Source organism: Snodgrassella sp. W8135 (assembly GCF_016101225.1).
Taxonomy (GTDB): domain Bacteria; phylum Pseudomonadota; class Gammaproteobacteria; order Burkholderiales; family Neisseriaceae; genus Snodgrassella; species Snodgrassella alvi.
In genome coordinates, this window is sequence record NZ_JACFQX010000001.1 from 811,633 (window position 1) to 837,506 (window position 25,874).

The 25,874-nt window shown below is 42.4% G+C and carries 22 protein-coding genes; 10 read left to right on the forward strand and 12 right to left on the reverse strand.

Translation table 11 applies throughout. The annotated features are described in order from the left end of the window. The first annotated feature begins 23 nt into the window (after window positions 1–23). The 5 genes from gltA (at window position 24) to H3T75_RS03615 (ending at window position 7,937) form a co-directional block, all read left to right on the forward strand. A complete protein-coding gene (gene gltA, locus H3T75_RS03595; RefSeq protein WP_198211066.1) occupies window positions 24–1,307 on the forward strand; it encodes a citrate synthase in 1,284 nt (427 codons plus the stop codon). Between the two features lie 187 nt (window positions 1,308–1,494). Beyond that, the gene (locus H3T75_RS03600) at window positions 1,495–4,317 is read left to right on the forward strand and encodes a 2-oxoglutarate dehydrogenase E1 component (RefSeq protein ID WP_037476466.1); all 2,823 of its coding nucleotides are present in this window, start codon (window positions 1,495–1,497) and stop codon (window positions 4,315–4,317) included. 65 nt (window positions 4,318–4,382) lie between these two features. After that, a complete protein-coding gene (gene odhB, locus H3T75_RS03605; RefSeq protein WP_198211067.1) occupies window positions 4,383–5,600 on the forward strand; it encodes a 2-oxoglutarate dehydrogenase complex dihydrolipoyllysine-residue succinyltransferase in 1,218 nt (405 codons plus the stop codon). Between the two features lie 151 nt (window positions 5,601–5,751). Next, window positions 5,752–7,164, forward strand: a complete 1,413-nt coding sequence (gene lpdA / locus H3T75_RS03610) for a dihydrolipoyl dehydrogenase (RefSeq protein WP_198211068.1) — start codon at window positions 5,752–5,754, stop codon at window positions 7,162–7,164. A gap of 212 nt (window positions 7,165–7,376) precedes the next feature. Continuing rightward, complete coding sequence (locus H3T75_RS03615) at window positions 7,377–7,937, forward strand: toll/interleukin-1 receptor domain-containing protein (protein ID WP_037395175.1); 561 nt, start codon at window positions 7,377–7,379, stop codon at window positions 7,935–7,937. Between the two features lie 77 nt (window positions 7,938–8,014). Here the strand turns inward: H3T75_RS03615 and H3T75_RS03620 are convergent, their stop codons facing one another. The 6 genes from H3T75_RS03620 to H3T75_RS03645 all read right to left on the reverse strand — a co-directional run bounded on the left by H3T75_RS03620 (window position 8,015) and on the right by H3T75_RS03645 (window position 12,748). Continuing rightward, window positions 8,015–8,425: an RNA-binding S4 domain-containing protein gene (locus H3T75_RS03620; protein ID WP_198211069.1), complete on the reverse strand. Its 411-nt coding sequence runs from the start codon at window positions 8,423–8,425 to the stop codon at window positions 8,015–8,017. Window positions 8,426–8,533: 108 nt separating this feature from the next. Next, a complete protein-coding gene (gene pncB / locus H3T75_RS03625) occupies window positions 8,534–9,772 on the reverse strand; it encodes a nicotinate phosphoribosyltransferase (protein ID WP_025330876.1) in 1,239 nt (412 codons plus the stop codon). Window positions 9,773–10,160: 388 nt separating this feature from the next. Continuing rightward, the gene (locus H3T75_RS03630; RefSeq protein ID WP_198211070.1) at window positions 10,161–10,598 is read right to left on the reverse strand and encodes a PaaI family thioesterase; all 438 of its coding nucleotides are present in this window, start codon (window positions 10,596–10,598) and stop codon (window positions 10,161–10,163) included. Beyond that, entirely contained in the window at window positions 10,595–11,074 is a 480-nt protein-coding gene (locus tag H3T75_RS03635; protein ID WP_198211071.1) for a PaaI family thioesterase, read from the reverse strand. The genes H3T75_RS03630 and H3T75_RS03635 overlap by 4 nt, the downstream gene beginning before the upstream one ends. Before the next feature lie 58 nt (window positions 11,075–11,132). Then, window positions 11,133–11,966 (reverse strand): ScpA family protein, encoded by an 834-nt coding sequence (locus H3T75_RS03640; protein ID WP_198211265.1) that lies wholly within the window; start codon window positions 11,964–11,966, stop codon window positions 11,133–11,135. Between the two features lie 8 nt (window positions 11,967–11,974). Then, entirely contained in the window at window positions 11,975–12,748 is a 774-nt protein-coding gene (locus H3T75_RS03645) for a ThiF family adenylyltransferase (protein WP_198211266.1), read from the reverse strand. A gap of 102 nt (window positions 12,749–12,850) precedes the next feature. On the opposite strand from H3T75_RS03645, the gene H3T75_RS03650 reads away from it, so the two are divergent. Next, a complete protein-coding gene (locus H3T75_RS03650) occupies window positions 12,851–13,321 on the forward strand; it encodes a universal stress protein (RefSeq protein ID WP_198211072.1) in 471 nt (156 codons plus the stop codon). A gap of 138 nt (window positions 13,322–13,459) precedes the next feature. Here H3T75_RS03650 and H3T75_RS03655 read toward each other — a convergent pair whose 3' ends face one another. The 4 genes from H3T75_RS03655 to trkA form a co-directional block, all read right to left on the reverse strand. After that, complete coding sequence (locus H3T75_RS03655) at window positions 13,460–14,002, reverse strand: isochorismatase family protein (protein WP_198211073.1); 543 nt, start codon at window positions 14,000–14,002, stop codon at window positions 13,460–13,462. 107 nt (window positions 14,003–14,109) lie between these two features. Continuing rightward, window positions 14,110–15,978, reverse strand: coding sequence for a lytic transglycosylase domain-containing protein (locus H3T75_RS03660; protein ID WP_198211267.1), 1,869 nt, complete (start codon window positions 15,976–15,978; stop codon window positions 14,110–14,112). A gap of 50 nt (window positions 15,979–16,028) precedes the next feature. Further along, window positions 16,029–17,534: a TrkH family potassium uptake protein gene (locus H3T75_RS03665; protein ID WP_025330868.1), complete on the reverse strand. Its 1,506-nt coding sequence runs from the start codon at window positions 17,532–17,534 to the stop codon at window positions 16,029–16,031. A gap of 12 nt (window positions 17,535–17,546) precedes the next feature. Then, window positions 17,547–18,944, reverse strand: coding sequence for a Trk system potassium transporter TrkA (gene trkA / locus H3T75_RS03670; protein ID WP_084551249.1), 1,398 nt, complete (start codon window positions 18,942–18,944; stop codon window positions 17,547–17,549). Between the two features lie 364 nt (window positions 18,945–19,308). Here trkA and H3T75_RS03675 point away from each other — a divergent pair, with 364 nt between their 5' ends. From H3T75_RS03675 to H3T75_RS03690, 4 genes are all read left to right on the forward strand, one after another. After that, window positions 19,309–20,208 carry a M48 family metallopeptidase gene (locus tag H3T75_RS03675; RefSeq protein ID WP_084551247.1) on the forward strand — a complete coding sequence of 300 codons (900 nt, stop codon included), beginning with the start codon at window positions 19,309–19,311 and terminating at the stop codon, window positions 20,206–20,208. Between the two features lie 233 nt (window positions 20,209–20,441). Continuing rightward, window positions 20,442–23,027, forward strand: coding sequence for a bifunctional aconitate hydratase 2/2-methylisocitrate dehydratase (gene acnB, locus H3T75_RS03680; protein WP_084551246.1), 2,586 nt, complete (start codon window positions 20,442–20,444; stop codon window positions 23,025–23,027). A gap of 326 nt (window positions 23,028–23,353) precedes the next feature. Then, window positions 23,354–24,286, forward strand: a complete 933-nt coding sequence (gene cysK / locus H3T75_RS03685; protein WP_096765521.1) for a cysteine synthase A — start codon at window positions 23,354–23,356, stop codon at window positions 24,284–24,286. Window positions 24,287–24,459: 173 nt separating this feature from the next. Continuing rightward, the gene (locus H3T75_RS03690; RefSeq protein WP_084564387.1) at window positions 24,460–24,951 is read left to right on the forward strand and encodes a prokaryotic membrane lipolipid attachment site family protein; all 492 of its coding nucleotides are present in this window, start codon (window positions 24,460–24,462) and stop codon (window positions 24,949–24,951) included. A gap of 131 nt (window positions 24,952–25,082) precedes the next feature. Here H3T75_RS03690 and H3T75_RS10950 read toward each other — a convergent pair whose 3' ends face one another. Beyond that, on the reverse strand, window positions 25,083–25,211 hold the full coding sequence (locus H3T75_RS10950) for a hypothetical protein (protein ID WP_255516528.1): 129 nt from the start codon (window positions 25,209–25,211) through the stop codon (window positions 25,083–25,085). A gap of 227 nt (window positions 25,212–25,438) precedes the next feature. Beyond that, window positions 25,439–25,870 (reverse strand): carboxymuconolactone decarboxylase family protein, encoded by a 432-nt coding sequence (locus H3T75_RS03695; protein ID WP_037476433.1) that lies wholly within the window; start codon window positions 25,868–25,870, stop codon window positions 25,439–25,441. Between the last annotated feature and the right edge of the window lie 4 nt (window positions 25,871–25,874).

A 25,874-nucleotide genomic window follows, 5' to 3' on the forward strand; every position in this document is an offset into this window, starting at 1 on the left:
AATTGAAAATTAAGGAGTTGGAGATGACTAAGAAAGCTATACTGAGCATTGAGGGGCAAGAGCCTTTTGAGATGCCGGTTTTGTCTGGCAGTTTGGGTCCGGATGTAGTGGACATTCGTAAACTGTATGGTGAAACCGGGACATTTATGTTTGATCCCGGGTTTACTTCAACCGCATCCTGCGAATCCAAAATCACTTTCATTGATGGTGAAAAGGGGCAGTTATATTATCGGGGATATCCTATTGAGCAGCTGGCTGAACACAGTGATTATCTGGAAACATGCTATCTGCTCATATATGGTGAATTACCTGATGCAGTCGAAAAACAGAAATTTGAACTGGGTGTTTTGCGCCATAATATGGTGCATGAACAATTAACCTGGTTTTTCAGGGGTTTTCGTCGTGATGCTCATCCGATGTCAATGATGGTTGGGGTGGTAGGTGCACTGGCTGCATTCTATCAGGACAGTCTGGATATCAATAATCCTGAACACCGCCGAATTGCGGAATACCGTATGATTGCCAAGATTCCGACTCTCGCAGCTATGTGTTACCGCTACTCAAAAGGATTGCCATTTAATTATCCGCGGAACAATCTGACTTATACCGGTAATTTCCTGCATATGATGTTTGCTAAACCAACTGAGGATTATGTTGTTAATCCTGTGCTGGAACGTGCTTTAGACCGGATTTTCATTTTGCATGCGGATCATGAGCAGAATGCATCTACTTCTACAGTACGCATTGCCGGCTCTTCCGGGGCAAATCCGTTTGCATGTATTGCTGCCGGTATTGCCTGCCTGTGGGGACCTGCGCATGGTGGTGCCAATGAAGCAGTATTGAAAATGCTGGATGAAATTGGTGATGTGTCCCGCGTTGAAGAATTTATGCAGGGAGTTAAAGAAAAGCGTTATCGTCTGATGGGTTTTGGACATCGCGTGTACAAAAATATGGATCCGCGTGCCAAAATCATGAAGCAGACATGTGATGAAGTGTTAAAAGAACTGGGATTGCATGATAGCCCTAAATTCAAGCTGGCAATGGCTCTGGAAAAAATTGCGCTTGAAGATCCTTATTTTGTTGAACGCAAGCTTTATCCGAACGTGGATTTTTACTCCGGTATTGTGCTGAGTGCTTTAGGTATTCCGGTAACTATGTTTACCGTGCTGTTTGCACTGGCACGTACAGTAGGCTGGGTATCACACTGGCACGAAATGATAGCTGATCCGAATCAGAAAATCGGTCGCCCGCGTCAGCTGTATACAGGATCCGGTCGGCGCGATTATCTCCCGGTGGATAAACGCTAGTTATTTATGTATTCAGGCAGCTTTATTGCTGCCTGAAGCATACTGATGCTTCATCACCATGCTTATGCGTGGTGATCTGGAATCGGTATGTTGATATGCGGTAATCTGGAATCGGCAATCGATTCTTTATTGGTAGGGGATAGTGATATTCCTGTTTTATTAGTTTGAGGTAAAAAGGATTTTTACCATGATGGAAGAACAAACCAATCTTTCTTATTTATATGGTGCCAATGCTCCTTACATTGAGGAGCTTTACGAGAGCTACCTAAAGGATCGTGATTCAGTTGACGAATACTGGAAAGATTATTTTGACAAAGTAGCTGCATTACCGGGCTATGTTGCCAAGGATATACCGCAATTACCGATTCAGGAATCTTTTGTTAATCTGTCCAGACAGCATGCTGCTACTCAGGGTAGTGTTGATTTAAATGTATTGCAAAAGCAGGTATCAGTATTAAATCTGATGAACGCTTATCGTATTCTCGGTGCGCGTAATGCAAATCTGGATCCGTTAAAACGCCGTCCTAAAGAATATCTGGCTGAACTTGACCCGGCACAATACGGGCTGACTGCAGCAGATATGTCTACTAAATTTTATACCGGTAGCGATTTTGGAAGCAGTCCTAAACTGCCTTTATCTGAAATTATTAACCGCCTGGATCAGACTTATTGCGGCACCGTGGGTGTGGAGTATATGCACATTACCCGGCCGGATGAACGCAACTGGGTGCAGGAGCGAGTGGAAAAAGATTTATCAGTTTCCAGTTATACGCCTGAGCATAAACGTCGCATTCTGAAGCAGCTGACTGCGGCTGAAACGCTTGAACGCTATTTGCACACCCGTTATGTCGGTCAGAAACGCTTTTCGCTTGAAGGTGGTGAAAGTACAATTGTCGCCCTTGATTATCTGATTCAGCACTGTGGTAGTCAGGGTGTTGAAGAAGTTATGATTGGTATGGCCCATCGCGGCCGCCTGAATGTGCTGGTAAATATTCTGGGTAAAGAACCCCGTGATTTATTCAGCGAATTTGAAGGTAAATATACAACTACTCTGCCAAGTGGTGATGTGAAATACCATATGGGTTTCACTTCTGATCTGGCTACCGGTAACGGTCCTTTACACGTTTCACTAGCTTTCAATCCTTCTCATCTGGAAATTGTTAACCCTGTTGTCGAAGGGGCAGTACGTGCGCGGCAGAAACGCCGTGGTGAATCTGGTCGTAATGCGGTATTGCCGGTATTGATTCATGGTGATTCTGCATTTATTGGTCTGGGTGTCAATCAGGCTAATTTCAATCTATCACAAACCCGCGGCTATACTACTGGCGGTACTATCCATATTGTCATCAATAATCAGATTGGTTTTACGACTTCTGATTTACGTGATACCCGTTCTACGGTTTACTGCACAGATCTGGCTAAAATGGTAGATGCGCCGATTTTCCATGTGAACGGTGATGATCCTGAAGCAGTGAGCTATGTAATGGGTCTGGCAATGGATTACCGTAAGTCTTTCGGTAAAGACGTGGTGGTGGATATTGTCTGCTTCCGTAAATTGGGTCACAACGAAGGTGATGATCCGATGCTGACTCAGCCAATGATGTATAACAAAATTCATCAGCATCCGGGCACCCGTTCTCTGTATTCTGATCGTCTGGTGAGTGAAAATGTTATTACCAAAGAACAGGCTGAAGGGCTGATTCAGGCTTACCGTGATGCACTGGATAAAGGTGAGCATGTTGAGCAGACTACTCTGACTGATTATAACCATAAGTATGCAGTAGACTGGACACCTTATATGGGTACCCACTGGAATCATCCGGTTGAAACCGGTATTCCTGCTGCCGATATTAAACGTCTTGCTGAAAAATTTACTGCATTGCCGGAAGGGTTTACTCCGCATAATACGGTGAAAAAAATGCTGGCCAGTCGTATGGCGATGGCAGAAGGTACGCAGCCGGTAGACTGGGGTATGGCAGAAACTTTGGCTTATGCCAGTCTGGTGACTAATGGTAATGGTGTACGCATTTCCGGCGAGGACTCCGGTCGTGGTACTTTCTCACACCGTCATGCAGTACTGCACGATCAGAAACGTGAAAAAAGTGATGCCGGTGCTTATGTACCATTGCGTAATCTGAGCGAAAATCAGGCTTCTTTCTTAGTAATTGATTCTATTCTGAATGAAGAAGCTGTATTGGCTTATGAATACGGATTTGCCTGCAGTGCGCCAGACCAGCTGGTTATCTGGGAAGGGCAGTTTGGCGATTTTGCCAATGGTGCTCAGGTTGCCATTGACCAGTTTGTCACTTCCGGTGAAACCAAATGGGGACGTTTATGCGGTCTGACGGTGATTCTGCCGCATGGCTATGATGGTCAGGGGCCGGAACACTCTTCTGGTCGTCTGGAACGCTGGCTGCAATTATGCTCTGAAGAAAATATTCAGGTTGTAATGCCGTCTGAGGCTTCTCAGATGTTCCATCTGTTGCGCCGACAGGTATTACGTCCATACCGTAAACCACTGGTAATCTTCATGTCTAAACGTCTGCTGCGCTTTAATGAATCCATGAGCCAGCTCAGTGACTTTACTGAAGGCCACACTTTCCGCCCGGTTATCGGCGATCAGGTTGAAGGTAATGAAAATAGTGTTAAGCGTGTGATTTTGTGTGCCGGACAGGTTTACTACGATATCAATAAAGCACGTCTTGAACGTGATCTGGGTAAAGACATTGCGATTATCCGCGTAGAACAGTTATATCCGTTCCCGTACGAACAGCTAGCTGCTGAACTGAGCCGTTATCCTAATGCAACTGAAATTCTTTGGGCTCAGGAAGAACCGAGAAATCAGGGTGCCTGGTTCCAGATTCGTCATCGCATTGAAAAGATTGCTGGTAGCAAGCAAAAGGTTATTTTTGCAGGCCGTCCGGCTAGTGCCTCACCAGCAGTGGGTTACATGAGTAAACACGTTGCCCAGCTTAAACAGCTGGTTGATGATGCGTTGGACTTAAAGTAATCCGAATCTGTTATGAATAACTGGCCACTGTAGTGGTGGCCGATACCCTTTTTTAGGAGTAATCCATGATTATTGATGTAACCGTTCCTATGCTTCCGGAAAGTGTGACCGAAGCGACCCTGATGACCTGGAATAAAAAAGTGGGTGATTTCGTACAGCGTGACGAAAACCTGATTGACCTGGAAACAGATAAAGTGGTACTTGAATTACCGGCTCAGCAGGCAGGTAAACTGGTTGAAATCATTGAAGCAGATGGTGCTACCGTAACTGCCGGTCAGTTACTGGCAAAAATTGATACTTCAGCTACTGCTGAAGCCGCAGCTCCGGCAGCGGCCGCTGTTGAAACTGCTCCGGCAGCTGCTGCAACTCAGACTGCCGCTCCGGCTAATCAGTCTCAGGCTGGTGTTGCCATGCCTGCTGCTGCCAAACTGGCTGCAGAAAAAGGTGTGAATACTGCTAATATTCAGGGTTCAGGCCGTGACGGACGTGTACTTAAAGAGGATGTTACCGCTGCTGCTTCAGCTTTGGCTACTGCTCCGGTTATGGCAACCAGCAAAGCCTCTGCACCTTCTACAGCCGGCGAACGTGTGGAACAGCGTGTACCTATGTCACGTCTGCGTTCTCGTGTTGCTGAGCGCTTATTACAGTCACAGCACGAAAATGCTATTCTGACAACATTTAATGAAGTGAACATGAAACCGGTTATGGATTTACGTAACCGTTATAAAGAACAGTTCCAGAAAGAGTATGGTGTTAAACTGGGCTTTATGTCTTTCTTTGTTAAAGCAGCTGTTGCCGCATTGAAAAAATATCCGGTTGTTAATGCTTCTATTGATGGTACTGATGTTGTATATCATGGTTATTTTGATATTGGTATCGCGATTGGCAGCCCGCGCGGTTTGGTAGTACCGATTCTGCGTGATGCAGATCAGATGAGTATTGCCGATATCGAACAGGCTATTCATGATTATGCAGTTAAAGCCAAAGACGGCAAGCTGGCACTTGAAGACCTGACTGGTGGTACCTTCAGTATTACTAATGGCGGGACTTTCGGTTCTATGATGTCTACACCGATTATTAATCCGCCTCAATCTGCTATTTTAGGCATGCATGCTACTAAAGAACGTGCTGTAGTAGAAAATGGTCAGGTTGTTGTACGTCCGATGATGTATCTGGCTCTTTCTTACGACCACCGTTTGATTGATGGCCGTGAAGCCGTACTGACTCTGGTAGCAATTAAGGATGCTCTTGAAGATCCTGCCCGTCTGCTGCTTGAACTGTAAGCAAATAAACTGGCTGCTATAGTTAGTATTTTTATCTGGCAGGCAATAATAACAACCGTAATGATGGCAGCCACACATTATCAAATGACGTTTGTGCCGCATTACGGTTTATTTTATCAGTCAGATATATTTATGATTGAAAGGAATTTTAATGTCTCAATTTGACGTTGTGGTAATTGGTGCAGGTCCTGGCGGCTATGTCGCTGCTATTCGTGCTGCTGAACTGGGTTTTAAAACTGCTTGTATTGATGCCGGCTTGAATAAACAGGGTGATGCACCGGCATTGGGCGGTACCTGTCTGAATGTTGGCTGTATTCCTTCTAAAGCTTTATTACAGACCAGTGAAAATTACCATGCAGCGCAAACTGAATTTGCCGAACATGGTATTGATGTTCAGGTTAAAGGCTTTGATGCCAGAAAAATGATTGAACGTAAAGATGCCATTGTAAGTAAACTGACTAATGGTATTGGTTTTCTGTTTAAAAAAGATAAAGTAGAAAGTATTTTTGGCCGGGGTTCTCTGCAAGGGCAGGCTGATGGTTTATGGCAGATTGAAGTTGATACTAATGGTAACAAGCAACAGATAACTGCCAAACATGTAATTGTGGCGACAGGATCTTTACCTCGCCCGCTGCCTTTAACTGAAATTGACAATGTTAATGTACTGGATAATGAAGGTGCACTGAATCTTGAAGCGGTACCGGCTAAACTGGGCATGATTGGTTCCGGTGTTATCGGGCTTGAAATGGGTTCAGTTTGGAATCGTCTCGGTTCTGAGGTGACTATTCTGGAAGCAATGCCGTCCTTCCTTGCTGCAGCTGATCAGCAGGTAGCGAAGGAAGCTTTCAAAATTTTCACTAAAGAACAAGGTCTTAATATTCACCTTGGCGTAATGGTTAAAGAAATTGTTAAAGGTGAAAACAATGTCACTGTTAAATATACAGTTGACGGTGAAGAAAAAACTGAAACTTTTGATAAACTGGTTATTGCTATCGGTCGTGTTCCCAATACTAACGGTCTGAATGCTGAAGCTGTTGGTCTGCAAAAAGATGAACGTGGCTTTATTGTTGTTGATGATGAATGCCGCACCAGTTTGCCAAACGTCTGGGCAATTGGTGACGTGGTTCGTGGTCCGATGCTGGCGCATAAAGCTTCCGCTGAAGGCGTTGCTGTGGCTGAACGAATTGCCGGTCAGAAACCTTTTGTAGATATGAACACTATTCCTGCGGCTATGTATACTCATCCGGAAATTGCATGGGTTGGCCAGACCGAAGAACAGCTAAAAGCTGCCGGTGTAAAATACAAAAAAGGTCAGTCCAGCTTTGCTGCCAACGGCCGCGCCCTGGGTATGGGTCAGGCTAAGGGATTTGTGAAAATTCTGGCTGATGCAGATACTGATCGTGTACTGGGTGTGCATATTATTGGACCTGTTGCATCAGAACTGATTGCCGAAGCCGTTATGGCAATGGATTTCAAAGCTTCCAGCGAAGATATTACCCGAATTGTTCACGCTCATCCTACTTTATCTGAAGTGACTCATGAAGCAGCATCTTCAGTTAAATAAGTTTTAAATATTGTCCAAAAATAGCCCGTATCCGTGAGGATACGGGTTTTTTAGTGGATTATTGTGTATTGCTTTTTTATCTATTTGTACTATTTATTTGTCCTATCTATTTGTATTATATAATTATTTTTGTAGGTTTTTGTTTTGTTTTATTGTAATATCTGTAATATTGCTATTTTATTCATTAGAAAAAACTAAATCAGGGAAGAAATATGGCGCATAATTACAGTATTTTTCATGTTGAAGAACCGTTCAATGAGTTATCTGCGGGTGCTTTAGCTCAAAAGGACTATTATTATTATAATCAGTTAAGAACATGGAAATTTAAGGATGAACTTTTTCCTTTTAATGATATACATCATAAAAAATATGATGTCCGTGACGGTAGCGACTGGGACAGTGTGTTAAAACCTCGTATTAAAGAGCGTCTGGACAAAGCTGATAATATAATTTTGTTTTTGAGTGAAAATACTTTTCAGTCCAGAGGGGTAAAAGAAGAATTGGAGTATGGTATAGGATATCTGAAATTACCGGTTATTGTGCTGTATGCAGATATACAGGATAAAAAACTTATGATGGTAGAGGGGAAAAAAGACATGAGTTTTAAGGTACATTATTTTATAAATAAATTACCCTTATTCAAACAATTGAAATCGCAAGTTCCTGTGTTGCATGTACCGCTAAATAAAGAAATGGTATCTAAAGCCTTAAAGAAAAATAATTTTGTTAAAAATAGCCATCTCAGTCCGAATAATTATATGCTAAATGATTAAAATATAATTATTTTTAATCGTTATAAATTTTAATGTATTTTAGAATCTGAATATTCTTACTTATTAAGGTTAAGGATTTATTCCTGCCAGTGTTTTTTTATTTTATCAAGTGCTCTGCGATCACGTTTGGTGGGTCTGCCGTCCGGATATGCAGCAGTTATCTGACTTGCCTGATTTAAAGCCTTAATCTCTTCACGCTTAGCGATGCTGTTGTTGTCTTCGCTATAAAGTAAACGGGCTTCAGGAGCAGGGCGGCGCATATGATTTAATCGTTTTACCTGAATTTTGTAAGGAAGAGAATTTAGAGTTAAATCAATGGTATCACCAATCTGAATATTCTTACTGTTTTTGACTTTGGCGCCGTTGACCTGTACCCGTCCCAGTTCAATGTGTTTTTGTGCCAGTGCGCGGGTTTTAAAGAATCTTGCAGCCCAAAGCCATTTATCCAGACGCATTGCTACTGTGCTGATATTGTTGCTTTTATTCATGTAATTTATATATTCCTGCTTGTAATCTTTATTTATTTTAGTTGCTGATAATTGTTGGATTAAATAATTTAGCTTATTTAAAGCAGATTTTGCGCGAAATGTATAAGTTTAATCCGGTTTAACAGAAATTTTGTCGGTTATATTGAAAACCTGACGTAAATAAGCCAGAAAAGTGCTGTTGTCTGTCATGGTTTTACCTGGCGAATCCGATATTTTGGCCACAGACTGGCCATTACATTCAACAAGTTTTAATACGATATTCAATGGGGTTAAGCCCATATCATTGGTAAAATTGGTACCGATACCAAAGCTGGTTTTGAAACGGCTGTTAAAATGAATATATAAGTCCCACGCGCGTTGTAAATCCAGACTGTCGCTGAAAGTCAGCATTTTGGTACGGGTATCTATTTTGAGTTTCTGATAATGGGCATAGGCTTTTTCACCCCAGATATACGGATCACCGCTATCGTGGCGCAGTCCATCAAATAATTTGGCAAAATACAGATCGAAATCACACAAAAATGCATCCATGCCGACTACATCTGTTAAGGCAATACCCAAATCACCACGATACTCATGTACCCAGGCTTCCAGTGCCGCTTTCTGAAAATCACGTAATCGGACATCTAAAGCCTGAAAAGCCTGCAAAAATTCATGAGCCATAGTGCCAATCGGAATCAGATTGAGTTCTTTGGCGATATGTACGTTGCTGGTTCCTCTGAAAACGCCAGGAGCCGCCTCATGAAGGGTTTTAATCACATGTTTTTGCCATGAATAACGATAACGCCTCCGGGTACCAAAATCGGAAACAACAAAAGGAGAGTTGTAATGGTGCTGTTCATTAGCATAGTGATGAATCAGTTCGGCCTTTGCTTGCAGACGACGCTCTCCCTCTGCCAGTATTTCCGGAGATTCCAGCCGATGAAAGTACAATTCATTAACAATAGACAGCACAAATATTTCGAAAAACATTGCCTGAATAATCGGCCCTTCAATACGGATATTCAGGTATTGATTATCATCTACAGATGTTTTGATAAAACGCCGTTTTAGTTGAAACAGCTCCATATAATCGACGAAATCACTTTTAATAAAGCGCAGGCTGCGCAAATATTGCAATTCATCTTCAGTGAATTTCATCTGGCATAGTCGGTCAAGCTCCCAGTCAAGTTCTTCTAAAATTTCACCAAGCGGGTAGGCTGTTTCATGATTGTTACGGCAACGAAACTCATAGACACCGGTTGCCTGAGGGAATTGATGCAATACTACCTGAAGCATAGTGAATTTATATAAATCTGTATCCAGTAAAGACTGAATAATGGGCGGACGGTTGGTATCTATGGTCATATTGCTGGAGCAATTCATAAAAGTAATTAATATGTACTATGCGGAAATATATGTACTGAATTCTGTTTCAGAATTGTTACAGAATTTTTATCCGCATTTCAAAATTTGAGCTCATTCATTTAACAATCCTCATTTATTCGGGGCTAAACTTTCCGCTTCTGTTTCCATTTGAGAAATGGGTTTTATCAGCATAGTTGTAATCTTTACCCGGCTGCTGTGCAGTTCGTTTGAATAACTGTAACATGATTTATTATTACAGTTGCGTTGCTTGAATATAATTTACTATCAGTATTGTTTCTGATCTGCTTTGGATTTGCTTAAACTGGGATTGAGCTTCATTTCATGTTCAGCCGAGATTTAATACTGTTTACTTTTGAAAAGCTTTTTATCAGTTAGCAATTGCTGGCATTTGCAGATGTGCTCGTGCAAAAGCAATGGGTTTATCTGACTGAGCCTGCCACATAGTTGCAGTAACATGTGAAATGCGCTTTCCGGCATGCATAATTTCACATTGTGCATAACTGTCTACAGGCTTACCGCTTAATAAATAATCCGTTGAGTAGTCAATAATCTGGGCAGATTGTTGCAGGTTTTGCTGTTCCATCAGATATAAGCTGATACAACTCTGTAAAAAGCCGCCAATCAGACCCCCATGCAGTGCAGGCAGGAAAATGTTACCAATATTTTGTCTGGCAAAAGGCAAACTGTACAGACGTTTATTAAGACTATCCGTACCAATTTGCAGATTGATTGCTGCACAGTACGGTATGCGCTGATGAGCTTGAATAGTCAGCTGTTCATCCGGTTGAAAAATTGTTGGGTTCATTTTGCCTGCTCCTGTTGCAGATACGCCTGTAATGCTTGCTGTTCTGCTTGGGTTAATGGGTTATGAATAAAAGTAGACATTCCCAGTGCAAATGGCCGGGTTTCATCATTTTGAAAGCAATGGCTGCGGATAAAGGCAATTGAACCTTCCTGCCGGTAACAGTGTGCACGTACATGTATAGGCTGATCAGGCACTGGCTGCATCAGATAATCTATGCGCATATCCAGTGTAGCAGTTGTTTCAAACTGTTGAAACAATGCTGCTAATGTACAGGCGGAAGCCATATCTACCAGAGTAGTAATAACGCCGCCATGAATATTGCCGGTTTTCGGACTTTCCAGCAATTCGTCGCGCCAGTCTACCGAAATAACAGGTTCATCATAACTACTGTCACCGTAGATTTTTAACCAGCGGCAATGCGGAATATTTAAGTAATGATTAAACAGAGTTTGAAATAATACAGGGTTAGCAGGCATAAGATTATCCTGATTGGAATATTAACTGTTATATTAGGGTTTTTTACAGTTATTGTCACTAGAATGCTGGTTTATTAATCAATTCTTGATTGTTGCCGGATTCGATACCGGCAGTCTGGATAGAGATCGGATCTCCGGTACTATGCTGGGTAATAAATACAAGCCCTTCTTTGGCCAGTTCCAGTAATGCTATGAAGGTGGTGACAACCAATGCCATACTGTCGTTATGCTTAAAGAGTTCTGTGAAATAACAGTGCTGCCGGGTTTGCAGGAAGCGCAGGACAACGGTCATCTGAGCGCGTACTGATACTGTTTCTTTGACCACATTATGGCTACGATTGTGCTGAGAGCGGGCAAGAATCGCCAGCCATGCCTGGGATAAATCAGCTACTTGTACATGCGGTGGTTGCATCACGGCTACCAGTTCAACTGGTAACCATGCCCAGCCGAAATCACGTCCGGCACGGGGTAAAGCATCCAGACCGGCTGCAGCCAGCTTCATCTGCTCATAGGCAAGCAGACGGCGTACCAATTCAGCACGCGGATCGGCTACTTCTTCTTCGCTGGCGGGCGGAGCAGGGAGAAGTAAACGGGTTTTAATTTCAATCAGCACCGCAGCCATTAGCAAATATTCAGCGGTTAAATCCAGCTCATGCTGTTGCATCTGATGAATATAGGATAGATACTGCTCAGTAACAGTAAGCATAGGAATATCCAGTACATCAATATTTTGCTTACGAATCAGATACAGTAATAAATCCAGCGGACCTTCAAAGCTTTGTAATACCACTTGAAGTGCATCCGGGGGAATAAACAGATCCTGTGGAATTTCGGTAACAGGCTGCCCGAAAAGCATAGCAACGGTTTTATCCGCTATACTTTCTTTACTCATGTTATGGTTCAGTGTTTGCACAGATATTCCAGACAAGCCTGAGCACAGCGCAAACCGAAGCTGGCTGTTACTACCATAGAGGCACCATAACCGGCGCAGGAAAGACCTTGCGGAGCAGTTTGTTCTGTTAGGCAGATACCGGACTGAGGCAGAGTTATAGTCTCGCTGGAATAAATGCAGGGGATGTGCATTTTATCTGCCGGCTGACGGCTAAAACCATAGTGTTTACGTAATGTATAACGCATATTTGCCAGCATGCGGTCATGGGTTACTCTGCTTAAATCAGCGCATTGAATCAAACCGGCATCTTTTTGTCCGCCTGCTCCACCGGAAACAATAAAAGGCTGGTTTCGGGAGGTAAAAAATGCAGCCATAGCCGCTTTTACGCGTACCTGATCAATAGCATCTATTACGAAATCAAACGGCCGGCTGAATATATGTTCGATATTATCTGCTTCCACAAAATCTTCAATGCAGTTAATCTGACAATCTGGATTAATATCAGCAATACGTTCGGCCAGAGCTTCGACTTTGGGCTTGCCAATCAGGCTGATTAAGGCCGGAAGCTGGCGATTGATATTTGATTCGGCTACATTATCCAGATCAATCAGGGTTAGATAACCAATACCACTTCGTGCCAGAGCTTCTACTGCCCATGAGCCGACGCCGCCCACTCCAACTATACAAACATGAGCCGAGGCAAAACGCTGAAGACAATCTTCACCGTACAATCTGGCAATGCCGCCGAAGCGACGTTGAAAATTTGCAGAAAAAGTGAGTATTTGCGACACGTGAATTAAATCCGTAAAGCTGTTTTGTACAGGTAGTGGTATTATACTGTATCTGCCAAGTGATTCGAATTGCTAAAAAGATAGGAGGGTTTCATGTATAGACATTTACTGGTAGCGGTAGATGGCAGCCATACTTCGGAAAATGCTTTAGATCATGCTATTGGTCTGGCTAAGGGTGAGGATGCAGAATTAACTGTTGTGAATGTTGCCAATCCGACTGAATATATGGCTTTGGCTCCTGAGTTTCTCCAGCATGAAAGTTATGAAGCTGCTGCGTTGTCAGAAGGCAATACTGTACTGGATGCAGCAATCGAAAAAGCAAAAGCAGCCTTACCGGAACATAAAGTTCACCGGCATTTGCTGATTGCCAATAAAGGGGCAAGAGAAATGGCTCAGATGCTTGTTGATTACGCTGACGGGCATGGCAGTGATCTGATTATTCTCGGTACTCACGGACGCAGTGGTCTGATGCATTTGTTAATGGGTAGTTTTGCCGAAACTGTCATGCGTGAAACCAATCTGCCGTTACTGATTATTCGCAGTGAATCCAAAAATGAAGGTTAAATAGTTTGATTTTCTACATTAAGTATAAAGTCACAGCTGAAAAATAAAGCTGAATCCGTATTAAATCGGGTTCAGCTTTTTAGCTATTTGTCTGATTTGCATTAACCGCACAATAACTTAAAAAGTATTCTGGCAAATTTAGCGAATATATTTTTTATGAATGTCTCTGAATAGCGGGTTATTGGCACTACCCAGCCATTCAAATGCAATCATTTCACGGCTGACAATTTCACAACCGGCCGCCTGCATTCGTGCCAGACCTAATTTAACGTCTTCCGGTTTGCGAGAGCTGACGGCATCAGCAACCACAAAAACCTCATAGCCATGTGCGCGCAGATCCAGAGCTGTCTGCAGCACACAGATATGAGCTTCAATGCCGGATATGATGATCTGGTTAGCCTGTTGCAGGCTGTCTTCATTCAGCACACTGGCAGCATATACAGAAAAACTTTGTTTCTGGACGATTCTTGCTTGTGGTGCAGCAGTGATGATTTCTTCACGAGTGGCACCGATTTTATCGACACAATGTTCGCTGATTAAGGTAGGAATCGCCATATCATGCGCCAGACTGGCCAGCCAGATATTATTGGCCAGCAATTCTTCTGTGTTGTTTAAAGCAGGCAACAGGCGGGTTTGTAAATCAATCATTAATACTGCGGAACGTTTACTGTCTAACAACATAATGTGCTTTCAGAAAGGTTAAATAATCTGCATGTAAATTATGCAGTATTTATATGTAGCTTAAGGTAAACACAGGTTAATCAGAGCAATGATGCTCACTGGCTGTACTAGCGGGCGGGGACGGTACCCATGCGTTCTGTCAGGGTGGTTCTGGGTTCACCAAACAGATTGGCGTAATAAGTGGTATTGGCCATTACATTTTTAACATAAGTTCGCGTTTCATCAAAAGGTATCGTTTCCGCATAAATTGCTCCTTCAAGAGGCGTATTGGCCTGCCAGCGACGAGCACGTCCGGGGCCGGCATTGTAGCCGGCTGTAGCCAGTACTTCATCGGCAAATTGTTTACGTACGCTACTCATATACCATGTACCCATTCGAATGTTTCCGCTCATGGTATACAGCTCACTGCTGTCCATGCCCAGACGTTTGGCTATATCACGGGCTGTAGCCGGCATGACCTGCATCAGTCCGGTCGCGCCAACACTGGATCGTGCACCTATCATAAAACGGCTTTCCTGCCGGATTAAGCCATACACCCAGGCAGGATCTATGCCGACTTGCTGAGCAAACGGAACAGTCAGTTCTTTAAATGGTGCCGGATAGCGCAATTCATAATTAAGCTGGTTATCAGCCCGGTCTGCACTATAGATACTCATTTCATAAAAACCATTGTTTTCGGCTAATGTTGCGGCAGCAATTAAGGTGTCATCATTGAAATTACGTGTCGCATAGCGCCATTCCTGCTGAGCCTGACGCCGCATTGTCCAGTTGTTTTCAGCCTGTGCAGTTTTAAATAAAGTCAGGGAGCGGTCAATATTGCCATCGGTTGCTATTTTGCTTTGAATTTGCTGGCTGCTTTTAGCAACAGTGTTTTGAACACTTGCTTTGTTTCCGAGTGCTTCTTTTGCAAGCAGAGAGTAAAAGTTGTGTCCGCGTTTGGCAGTTTGTTCGAATATTTCCCGTGCCTGATTATTTTGCCCTAAAGTACGGTAGCTGCGTGCCAGCCAGTACTGCCATGTAACTTGTTGCTGCAAAGCTTCCGGCATGCTGCGAATAATATTATTCAGTTTCTGCCAGCGTTGTAAACGCAGCGCAGAACGGGCATACCATTCCCACATTTCATTATTCATCTGAGCCGGATCGGCACGGTCGAAATATGTCAGTGCATTTACTGAATTCAAACTATAAGCCTGAGCCAATCCCAATTGCCCCCAGCCAAAACCGATTTGTTCTTTAGTCAGACTGGCTGATATTTGCATTAATGTGTTTGCAGCACTGTCTTTACTGCGGTTTTCTTTACTGGTTACCTGATATAACAAAGCTTCCTGTGCGCCCTGACTGTTTCCTGCGCTGGCATTCAACGGATCAGGTAAAGGACTGCCCAAAGCCTGAGCCAGATTACGTGCATTTGTAATTTGATTCAGTGCAAGCAGATAACGTACACGCCGCCAGCCATTTTGTGCATTAATTTGCTGGCTGGCAGCAGCTTGTACAAGCAGGCGATTACATCCTGTCGGCAGATTACCCGTTTCCTGACTCAGACTAGCGATCAGGCTGGAATCACTTTCTATACCACCTTGTACCGCATAGCAACGGGTTTCCATATCACGGGCATTTTTATTCAGTAAAGCATATTGCTGACGAAAAACAGCCCAGTTTCCCCTTTTTCCCAATTGCTGTAACCAGTTATTACGAATACTGTTACTCATTGCACTGTCCGGCTGACGGGCCAGGAATTGAGCAGGTAAAACATCATCTCCGTCTTTAACTGCCTTAAGGGCAATCTGATATTGCTGGAAGCTGCTAATAATTTTATCTGGTGTTTCGCTAGCCTGAGTCCCCGGCAGAACCGCATTACCTGTATTAGTATTGATTGGCTGGACAGCTACTTCATGCTGATTGCTGCATGCTGTTATTAAAAGCACAGTACCAGAAATCAGACGATGCCGTTGAACTAATAATTTTGATTTCAGCATCATTAAATGTTTTATCAATTTTTTTCCTTCACTTTTTCTCATAATGTAATTTATTTTTTCCAGTAAGCTGGCGTAAAGAGTATAAAAACAGTAAAAATTTCCAGACGGCCAAGTAGCATAATCATAATACATAACCACTTTTGAATGTCTGAAAGAAAAGCAAAATTATTGGCCGGTCCTACAGCACCCAGTCCGGGGCCGGCATTAGTAATACAACTTATGGCAGCGGTAAGTGCAGACAGAAAATCCAGTCCGCTGATCATCAGTGCAAAGCTGAATAAAATAATAGTCAGCACATATACAAATACAAATGCCATTACTGTCAGTGCACGCCGGTCAGGAATGTTGCTGCCGTTTATTTTAACCATACTGACAGCATTTGGATGCAGCATCAGCAGCATTTCTCTCAGACTGAATTTAAATAATACAATAGCTCGTACCGTTTTAATACCACCACCGGCTGAACCGCCATTAGACAGTATATTGGACAGAAAAAACATCCATAATGAAGCAATTAAAGGCCATTTAGCAAAATCGGTATTTGAGTAACCGTTTGCCAGCCCGATTGAAATCAGATTGAAACTGGTGTAGCGAAATGCTTCTGAAAAAGAATAAAAGCTATGCCACCACAGATACAGGCTGATACCGACAATGCTGAATAAGAGTACACATAATAAAACTCTTACCTCTTCATCACGCCAGTAATAACGTAATGAGCCTTTCTGTAATGCATTAAAATGATTACTGAAATTGATTGCGCCTAATAAGGTAGCAATACTAAGAATTATTTCAATCGGAACGGAATGAAAATAGGAAATACTGTTGTCGTGGGTAGAAAATCCGCCCAGTGAAAAAGCGGACATGGCATGACAGACCGCATCGAACCAGCTCATTCCGGCCAGACGCAACGCCAGTAAAGCGACTATAGTAAATAAAACATAGACACCCCATAAACGTTTAGCCGTTTCAGAAATACGCGGTGCCATCTTACTGTCTTTATTTACACCGGGTATTTCTGCTTTAAATAGCTGTGTACCTCCTACTCCTAGCATTGGCATCACCGCAACAGCCAGTACAATAATACCCATGCCACCCAGCCAGTTAAGCATGTGTCGCCAGAAATTCAATGATGGCGCAAGTGAATCCAGACTGGTAATAATGGTAGCACCGGTAGTAGTCAGCCCTGAAATAGCTTCAAAATAGGCGTTAGTAAAGCCTAGTCCGGGTAAATAAATATAAAAGGGCAGACAGGCGATCAGCGCAAAGCCAATCCACAGCATAAATACCAGTGTATAACCATCACGCGGTCGCAATTCACGGTTATAGCGCATGGTTAATAACCATGCTACTACACATACACTCATGCAAATGCCGGCAGTAAAAGCAAAGGCTGGAAACACATGATCCATATAGATTAAAGAAACAATCGTCGGAGCAAGCAGTAACAAGGAAAACAGAAAACCGGTTTTAGCCACAATATGTGCCGTAGGCGCAATTTTATTTAGAAAACCTGATTCCTTGTGATGCAAAACAAAGCGATTGGTAAAATGGCTCATAGTCTGGCAGCCTTAAGCAAAAAAGCCCAGTTTGACCTGAATCATTTTTTCCAGATCCTGAACAGCCTTACGCCGAGCGATAAAAAATATAACATGATCTCCATCTGCGAGAACTGTATCCTGATGATACATAATTAATTTTTCATTGCGTATGACTGCACCAAAATAACAACCAGCGGGTAGGCGCAGTTGAGTCATGGTGCGTCCGATTAACTTAGATGTATGGCGATCTCCGTGCAGCACTACTTCAATCGCTTCTGCAGAACCGCGGCGTAGCGGATAAACTGCCATAATATCGCCCAAATGTACATGAGTCAGGATAGAACCAATCGTAATTAAATGCGGAGATATCACAATATCAATGGCACTTCCCTGCAATAAATCAACGTAGCTGGAGCGATTAATAATCGCCATTACTCTTTTCGCACCGAGATTTTTAGCCAGCATTGCCGACATGATATTATTTTCATCATCATTAGTAAGTGCACAGAACACATCTATTTCATCGATATATTCGTTTTCCAGCAGACTTTCGTCTGATCCATTGCCTACCAGCACAAGAGTATTGTTCAGGTTTTCCGCCAGCCATTCGGCACGGTTTTGTTTCCGTTCAATAATCTTGATATCCAGCTGAGTTTCCAGTTGTCTGGCAACACGATAGCCAATATTTCCGCCACCGGCAATCATAATCCTGCGAGTGCGTTTGTTAATCGGGCGCAGCTCACGCATGATGTTTTCAAGATAGGCTGTGGGTGTAAGAACAAAAACCTCATCATCTTCCTGTATGACTGTACTTCCGGTGGGAACGAGCAGATGATTATTGCGGTAGATAGCACAAATCTGACAATCTACACCTTCTTCCAAATGCTGTTTCAGGTTACTGATAGGCTGATTGACCAGCATACCGCCATTCTGAGCACGAATTACCAGTAAACGAATTTTATCGTGTGCAAATCGCAGAATTTGCAGCGCACTGGAATGTAGTAATAAATTGACAATTTGCTCTGTTACCAGTTGCTCCGGACTAATGGCTTCAGTGATGTTGAATAAATCCAGACTGGTTTTATAATTATTATTACCGGTTTCGAATTCAACAAAATCGCTGTAGCGAATCCGGGCTATACGGTTAGGTGTATTGAATAAAGCATAAGCAATCCGGCAGGCTGCCATATTGGTTTCATCGTTTTGAGTTAATGCTAATATCATGTCTGCATCCTGTGCACCGGCTGCCGATAATACAGAAGGCCAGGCACCATTACCTACAATCGTTTGTACATCAAGGCGCTGGTTAATTTGCTGCAAGGCACTCTCATTGATATCAATAATAGTGACATCATTATTGGTCATTCTGGCCAGATTACTGGCGATAGTTGAACCAACCTGCCCGCAACCGAGTATCAGGATTTTCACGTTATTTACATCACCTCAGTGGTACCTTCTTTATTGTAGCCTTTGTGCTGAATGGTGGAAATATTGGTGTAAAACTACGACACTTATGTTAATTGAATATTAAAGATAGCAGAAAATCCAAATAGATTTAAAACTGATAAGAATAATATTTAAATAATTGAATCTATGTATTAATAATAATTCAGACGAACACGGATGGCGGTTGAAAATTGCAGTATGGAATACTTCAATGTATTATTAAGTTAAATTAATCATATGTAAATTAATGTAATACAATACAATAAAACCCATTATTACATTTTTAGCTAAATGTAAGGCATTTAGAAGTGTTAATTTTCAATTTACTTTTATACTTGGATAAATTATGAATTTAATCAGGCTTAAACCGAAATTAATTACTTTGGCATCTGTTTTAATGGCTTTGAGTGGTTGCGCTCAGGTTGCAGAAGTAATGGGTTATGATACTCAGACATTAAATGCCGCTGCTGCCAAAAGTTATACTCAGATGATGGGGGAGGCTAAAGCCAAAGGTGAAATTGAAACCAATACTCCTGTTGCGAAGCGTGTACATACAATATTTCAGCGATTAGTACCTTATGCTAATGAAGCTAATCAGACAGGCGTACCATTTGACTGGCAGCTTAATGTAATTAATAGTGAAATACCAAATGCCTTTGCAATGCCGGGTGGAAAAATGGTGGTTTATACCGGTATTGTTAATCGTCTGAATCTGAGTGATGATGAAATTGCGGCAATTATTGGTCACGAAATGACGCATGCTCTTCAGGAGCACAGCAAAAAAGCTGCCGGTCAGCAAATTCTGACTAGTGTTGCTCTTGAAATAGGTAGTTCTGCCTTACAGTCAAAAACAGGTGCCAGTGCCAACAATGTAGGCATTTATAAAGATGTTTTAAATCAGTTTGGGCTGACTCTGCCTTTCTCACGTCATCAGGAAAGTCTGGCAGATGCCGGCGGGCTGAAACTAATGGCACAGGCTGGATATGATCCGCATGCAGCCATTACGGTATGGGAAAAAATGAATAAAGTTATGGGTAATAACCGTGGCACAAGCTTACTCTCTACTCACCCGAGCAATGATGCCCGTATTAATGCACTGAAGAAAATGCTGCCAGAGGTATTACCTGTTTATGAGCAGGCAAAACAAAATAATCTGACAATGCAAAAAACCGGGATTAGTCAAAGTAAAAACACACAGGGAAGTGGTGCGCGAAAAGGAACCACTAAAAAGAAAAGTCGTTCCTGAATTTAAATAAATAAGATTGATTTCTTCAGATTAAATTCTGTCCTATATTATTTTCAGCAGCCTGTCTGAGGCTGCTTTTATTTTAATCTTTACATTTTCTTATCCTGACTACATTCGACTACAAATTGTTTCAATCGTCCCTGTTTTCGGTTATCATTCATATTATTGCATTGGGAATGCATAATAAATTTACAAGAAAAATTTAAAAAACCATTACATTAAGGACATTCAAGATGTTAGAAGCCTACCGCGCAGCCGCTGCTGAACGCGAAGCACTGGGTATTCCGCCATTGCCGCTTACAGCTAAGCAAACAGAAGAGTTGGTTGAATTGCTGAAAAATCCTCCCAAAGGAGAAGAAAAATTTCTGGTTGAGCTGCTGTCGCATCGTGTACCGCCGGGTGTAGATGATGCATCTAAAGTAAAAGCATCCTTTCTGGGCGCAGTTGCAGAGAAAACTGTTACCAGTCCGTTAATTACACCGACTTTCGCTGTTGAATTGCTGGGTACCATGCTGGGTGGATATAACGTCCAGCCTTTAATAGAATTTCTTGATAATGAAGAATTGGCTTCTACTGCAGCCAATGCCTTAAAACATACCTTACTGATGTTTGATGCATTCCACGATGTAGAAGAAAAAATGCGTGCTGGTAATCAGTATGCAAAGGAAGTCATTGAATCATGGGCTAATGCAGAATGGTTTACTGCGCGTGAAAAAGTTCCGGAAAAAATCACGGTCACAGTATTTAAAGTAGTAGGTGAAACCAATACCGATGATTTATCACCTGCACCTGATGCGTGGAGCCGTCCGGATATTCCTTTGCATGCACTGGCTATGCTTAAAAATCCGCGTGAAGGTATTCAACCCGATAAACCGGGTGAGGTGGGACCAATCAGACAACTGGCTGAGCTGAAAGCCAAAGGTAATCTGGTTGCCTATGTAGGTGATGTAGTTGGTACAGGTTCGTCACGTAAATCAGCAACAAATTCCGTAATCTGGCATACCGGTAAAAATATCCCTTATGTACCGAATAAACGCTTCGGCGGCGTATGTCTTGGTGGCAAAATTGCTCCGATTTTCTTCAACACACAGGAAGACTCAGGTGCATTGCCTATAGAAGTTGATGTATCCAAATTGGAAATGGGCGATGTAGTTGATATTTTGCCTTATGAAGGCAAAATTATTAAAAACGGCGAAACAGTTGCTGAATTTGAATTGAAATCACAGGTAATTCTGGATGAAGTTCAGGCGGGTGGCCGTATTAATCTGATTATTGGTCGTAGTCTGACTGCTAAAGCCAGAGATGCATTAAATCTGGGGCATTCAGAAGTTTTCCGCTTGCCACAGTCTCCGGCGCCAAGCACTGCCGGCTTTACTCTGGCACAAAAAATGGTTGGCCGCGCTTGTGGTTTGCCGGAAGGTCAGGGTATTCGCCCGGGTACTTATTGTGAACCACGTATGACCACAGTCGGTTCACAGGATACTACAGGTCCTATGACCCGTGATGAGCTGAAAGATCTGGCCTGTCTGGGATTTAGTGCGGATTTGGTGATGCAATCTTTCTGCCATACCGCCGCTTATCCGAAACCGGTTGATGTTAAAACCCATAAAGAATTGCCGGTATTCATGTCTTCACGCGGTGGTGTGGCACTACGTCCGGGCGACGGCATTATTCATTCTTGGCTAAACCGCATGCTGCTACCCGATATGGTAGGTACTGGTGGTGATTCACATACACGCTTTCCGTTGGGTATTTCATTCCCCGCTGGTTCCGGTCTGGTAGCTTTTGCTGCTGCAACCGGTGTTATGCCGCTGGATATGCCGGAGTCAGTACTGGTACGCTTCTCCGGTAAAATGCAGCCGGGTATTACTTTGCGTGATTTGGTTAATGCTATTCCCTTGCAGGCTATTAAAGAGGGGTTACTTACCGTTGCCAAGGCAGGTAAAAAGAATATTTTCTCTGGCCGAATTTTGGAAATCGAAGGTTTACCGGATTTGAAAGTTGAGCAGGCCTTTGAGCTCACAGATGCTTCTGCTGAGCGTTCAGCTGCCGGCTGTACGGTAAAACTGCACAAAGAACCTATTGAGGAGTATCTCAAATCCAATATCGTATTGCTGAAAAACATGATTGCCAATGGTTATCAGGATGCACGCACACTGAAACGCCGTATTGAAAAAATGGAGCAGTGGCTGGCAGAACCGAAATTACTTGAAGCTGATGCTGATGCAGAATATGCTGCCATTATTGATATCAATATGGATGAGATTAAAGAGCCTATTCTGGCTTGCCCGAATGATCCGGATGATGTGAAAACCTTGTCTGACGTGGCCGGTACCCATATCGATGAAGTATTTATCGGCTCATGCATGACAAATATTGGTCATTATCGTGCCGCCTCTGCATTACTGGATGGTAAATCTGATCTGCCAGTCCGGCTGTGGGTAGCTCCTCCTACCAAGATGGATGCTAAAGAACTGTCTGATGAAGGGTATTACGGTATTCTTGGCCGGGTAGGTGCGCGTATGGAAATGCCGGGCTGTTCTTTATGTATGGGTAATCAGGCACAGGCAAGAGAGGGATCAACTGTCGTTTCAACCTCTACCCGTAATTTTCCGAACCGACTGGGTAAAAATACCAAGGTATATCTAAGCTCAGCCGAACTGGCAGCCATCTGTTCAAAACTGGGACATATTCCGAATATCGATGAATATCGCGAAAATATCGCCATTATCAATGATAAAGGTATTGAAATTTATCGTTATATGAACTTCAATGAAATTCAGGAATATGTAGATGTAGCGGCTAAAGTGGATGCCTAAGATGTAACATATATACTGATTGCTGTACAAAAGGCTGCTGGTGACGGCAGCTTTTTTATTGGCTGAAATTTTTATGACAATATCAAACCTGCATAAGCTTTCTAATTGAGTAGTTTTCAAAATGTTAAGATTAAATAATTTTTCAGATTACTGTTATAATAATTGCTAGCATTTTAGCAATAATATTAATATTTTAAGCCTATATCATATATATTTAGTACGCCTATATAAATATTAATTGTATCTATCCGCATATAAATTATTTAGGCTGGTCATAATTTTCATCTAAGATAACAAAGATAGTTTCTCATGACGAAGGATAATAAATGAATATCGCCTCTAGCATCACCGATTTAATTGGTAATACACCACTGGTACAGTTGAATCGTCTAAGTGCGGGTTTACCGGGTAAAGTTGTAGTCAAACTGGAATTTTTTAATCCGGGCAATAGTGTTAAGGATAGAATAGCAGCCAGTATGATTGATGCTGCAGAAAAGGCCGGTAAAATTCATTCTGATACAGTGATTGTAGAACCGACAAGCGGTAATACCGGTATTGGGCTGGCCATGGTTTGCGCTGCACGCGGATATAAACTGATTATTACCATGCCGGAAACAATGAGTAAAGAACGGCGCATGTTATTGCGTGCTTTTGGCGCTGAGCTGGTATTAACGCCCGGAGCAGAAGGCATGTCTGGTGCCATTGCCCGTGCACAGGCTTTCGTTGATTCAGACCCGAAAAAATATTTTATGCCGCAACAGTTTGAAAATCCGGCTAATCCGGAGATTCACCGTGAAACTACTGCACAGGAAATATGGCATGATACCGATGGCAAAATCGATATTTTCGTAGCCGGTGTCGGTACAGGAGGTACCATAACCGGGGTAGGTGAAGTATTGAAAGAGAAGAAACCTGAAGTAGAAATTTATGCAGTTGAACCTGAAGCTTCTCCGGTATTGTCCGGTGGTTGCAAGGGGCCGCACCCGATTCAGGGTATTGGCGCAGGTTTCATTCCCAAAACTCTGAATACCGAAATATATGATGGTATTATTGAAGTGCCGAACGATGTTTGTTTTGATACTGCACGTGCCATGGCATCTAAAGAAGGTATTCTGGTCGGTATATCTTCCGGTGCTGCTGTATGGGCAGGCCTGCAGCTTGCAGCTAAACCGGAAAACAAAAATAAACTGATTGTAGTTTTAATTCCTTCTTATGGTGAGCGTTATCTTTCTACACCACTATTTGCAGATCTAGCCTGATAATTTATTTGCCTGAATAATGCCGAACCAGAAAACAACTGGTTCGGTTTTTTATTACAGTCATGGCTGTGTTACAATTGTAAACGATATATGTACAGCCACACGCTTAAGCTAGCTGGCTTTTAATTTTGTTTTAAGCAATATTTTCAAGCAATATACTGAGTAAACAAATGATGAAAAAAACATTAGCATTATGTGTCGTTGCAGCCTTTTTGGGTGGTTGTTCATCTGTTAAAAACCCTTTAACGGCTAAGAATAATAAAGAAGTTAAACCAGTACAGGTGGTAGATGGTACTGGAAGTAACGAATTTCATTTAGCCAGCAGTCATTGGTCTGATGTGGCACGAATCCGTGATGAAGCTACCCGCCTGAGCTTTCAGGTTTCACAGGGAAGCATGACCAAAGTTCAGGCTGCACAATTACTGGATCAGTTTCGCATTGCTCAGGTAGGGCATAACATGGTAGATGATGACATGTATGCCATTTATTTACGCAGTGTGGTTGAAAGTCAGCAAGGTTCAATCGATACAGCACAATCAAAAGCTTATATTCAGAATGCTTTATCAGGCTGGCAGCAGCGTTGGCCGGTAATGCGCTCCAAACCGGCTAATCCGGCATTCACCAACTTCCTGATGGAAGTGATGAATATGAAGCCACTTCAATAAATCATTTAATGTTATAGCTAAATACCCTGCCAAAATAGTTTAGCAGGGTATTGTTTTATTCATAGATACAGTTTCTTTGATAGCATAAAAAAGCAGCCTTTAACAAGACTGCCTGCTGTGAAAATATGGACTTAATTACTTAATAAGTTAGGCGGGATTTTAGCAGCTTGAAATAAAGTAAATTCTAAATCAACAAGATCATAAACACAGAATGGATCTGACTTCATAATGTTTTTCGCTTCTTCAAGTGAATCACTCATTACTATGCCGCAACGCTTTTAATGACTTTATATAAAAATTTAATGAAAAGCTTTTGTAGTCCTTCCCTTAGGTATAATAAATTCTTTTTCAAGATAGTTATAGTCTGCATCACTATTTGGATAAGTACTTAAGGCCTTAAAAAAGAAATTACCAGCACCTAAACTCTGATTCCTAAATAACCTACACCTTACTTAAGTCAACTATTCAACATTGCCCATAATGCACCTCATTGCCGCATAGAAATGGCAAGTCTGTTCATTCCATTCATCAGCGATATTGCAAATGTAAGGTCAGATATCTCTGTATCATTGAAGAAATTTTTTAATAACTCAAACGACTCATCATCGGCGTGGCTTGTCGATATTAGCGTTAACTGTTCTGCCCAGTTCAATGCCGCTTGTTCTTTTTTAGAAAATTGATCACTAACACGCCATCCGGCCACTTCAGATATGCGGCGCTGCGTTTCACCAGCTTTTAGCAAGGAATTTGTATGTAGATTCAGGCAATATGCACATCCATTAATTTGAGAAACTCTGAGATAGACCAACTCAATAAGATTCTGTTCAACAACGCTTTTCTCAAGGGCGACTTTCACGGCTCTAAAACCACTCATGAGTTCTGGCGATAAGTCAAAATATTTCATTCTAAGATTTTTCATGTTC

Excerpts from the sequence above, each read along its gene's own strand:
- lpdA (WP_198211068.1), top strand. The coding sequence starts at position 5,752 with ATGTCTCAATTTGACGTTGTGGTAATTGGTGCAGGTCCTGGCGGCTAT.
- H3T75_RS03620 (WP_198211069.1), bottom strand. The coding sequence starts at position 8,425 with ATGAATAAAAGCAACAATATCAGCACAGTAGCAATGCGTCTGGATAAA.
- H3T75_RS03630 (WP_198211070.1), bottom strand. The coding sequence starts at position 10,598 with ATGAACCCAACAATTTTTCAACCGGATGAACAGCTGACTATTCAAGCT.
- acnB (WP_084551246.1), top strand. The coding sequence starts at position 20,442 with ATGTTAGAAGCCTACCGCGCAGCCGCTGCTGAACGCGAAGCACTGGGT.
- H3T75_RS03600 (WP_037476466.1), top strand. The coding sequence starts at position 1,495 with ATGATGGAAGAACAAACCAATCTTTCTTATTTATATGGTGCCAATGCT.
- H3T75_RS03640 (WP_198211265.1), bottom strand. The coding sequence starts at position 11,966 with ATGAGTAAAGAAAGTATAGCGGATAAAACCGTTGCTATGCTTTTCGGG.
- odhB (WP_198211067.1), top strand. The coding sequence starts at position 4,383 with ATGATTATTGATGTAACCGTTCCTATGCTTCCGGAAAGTGTGACCGAA.
- pncB (WP_025330876.1), bottom strand. The coding sequence starts at position 9,772 with ATGACCATAGATACCAACCGTCCGCCCATTATTCAGTCTTTACTGGAT.
- H3T75_RS03650 (WP_198211072.1), top strand. The coding sequence starts at position 12,851 with ATGTATAGACATTTACTGGTAGCGGTAGATGGCAGCCATACTTCGGAA.
- H3T75_RS03690 (WP_084564387.1), top strand. The coding sequence starts at position 24,460 with ATGAAAAAAACATTAGCATTATGTGTCGTTGCAGCCTTTTTGGGTGGT.
- H3T75_RS10950 (WP_255516528.1), bottom strand. The coding sequence starts at position 25,211 with ATGAGTGATTCACTTGAAGAAGCGAAAAACATTATGAAGTCAGATCCA.
- H3T75_RS03635 (WP_198211071.1), bottom strand. The coding sequence starts at position 11,074 with ATGCCTGCTAACCCTGTATTATTTCAAACTCTGTTTAATCATTACTTA.
- H3T75_RS03660 (WP_198211267.1), bottom strand. The coding sequence starts at position 15,978 with ATGCTGAAATCAAAATTATTAGTTCAACGGCATCGTCTGATTTCTGGT.
- H3T75_RS03615 (WP_037395175.1), top strand. The coding sequence starts at position 7,377 with ATGGCGCATAATTACAGTATTTTTCATGTTGAAGAACCGTTCAATGAG.
- H3T75_RS03665 (WP_025330868.1), bottom strand. The coding sequence starts at position 17,534 with ATGAGCCATTTTACCAATCGCTTTGTTTTGCATCACAAGGAATCAGGT.
- H3T75_RS03655 (WP_198211073.1), bottom strand. The coding sequence starts at position 14,002 with ATGTTGTTAGACAGTAAACGTTCCGCAGTATTAATGATTGATTTACAA.
- cysK (WP_096765521.1), top strand. The coding sequence starts at position 23,354 with ATGAATATCGCCTCTAGCATCACCGATTTAATTGGTAATACACCACTG.
- H3T75_RS03695 (WP_037476433.1), bottom strand. The coding sequence starts at position 25,870 with ATGAAAAATCTTAGAATGAAATATTTTGACTTATCGCCAGAACTCATG.
- gltA (WP_198211066.1), top strand. The coding sequence starts at position 24 with ATGACTAAGAAAGCTATACTGAGCATTGAGGGGCAAGAGCCTTTTGAG.
- H3T75_RS03675 (WP_084551247.1), top strand. The coding sequence starts at position 19,309 with ATGAATTTAATCAGGCTTAAACCGAAATTAATTACTTTGGCATCTGTT.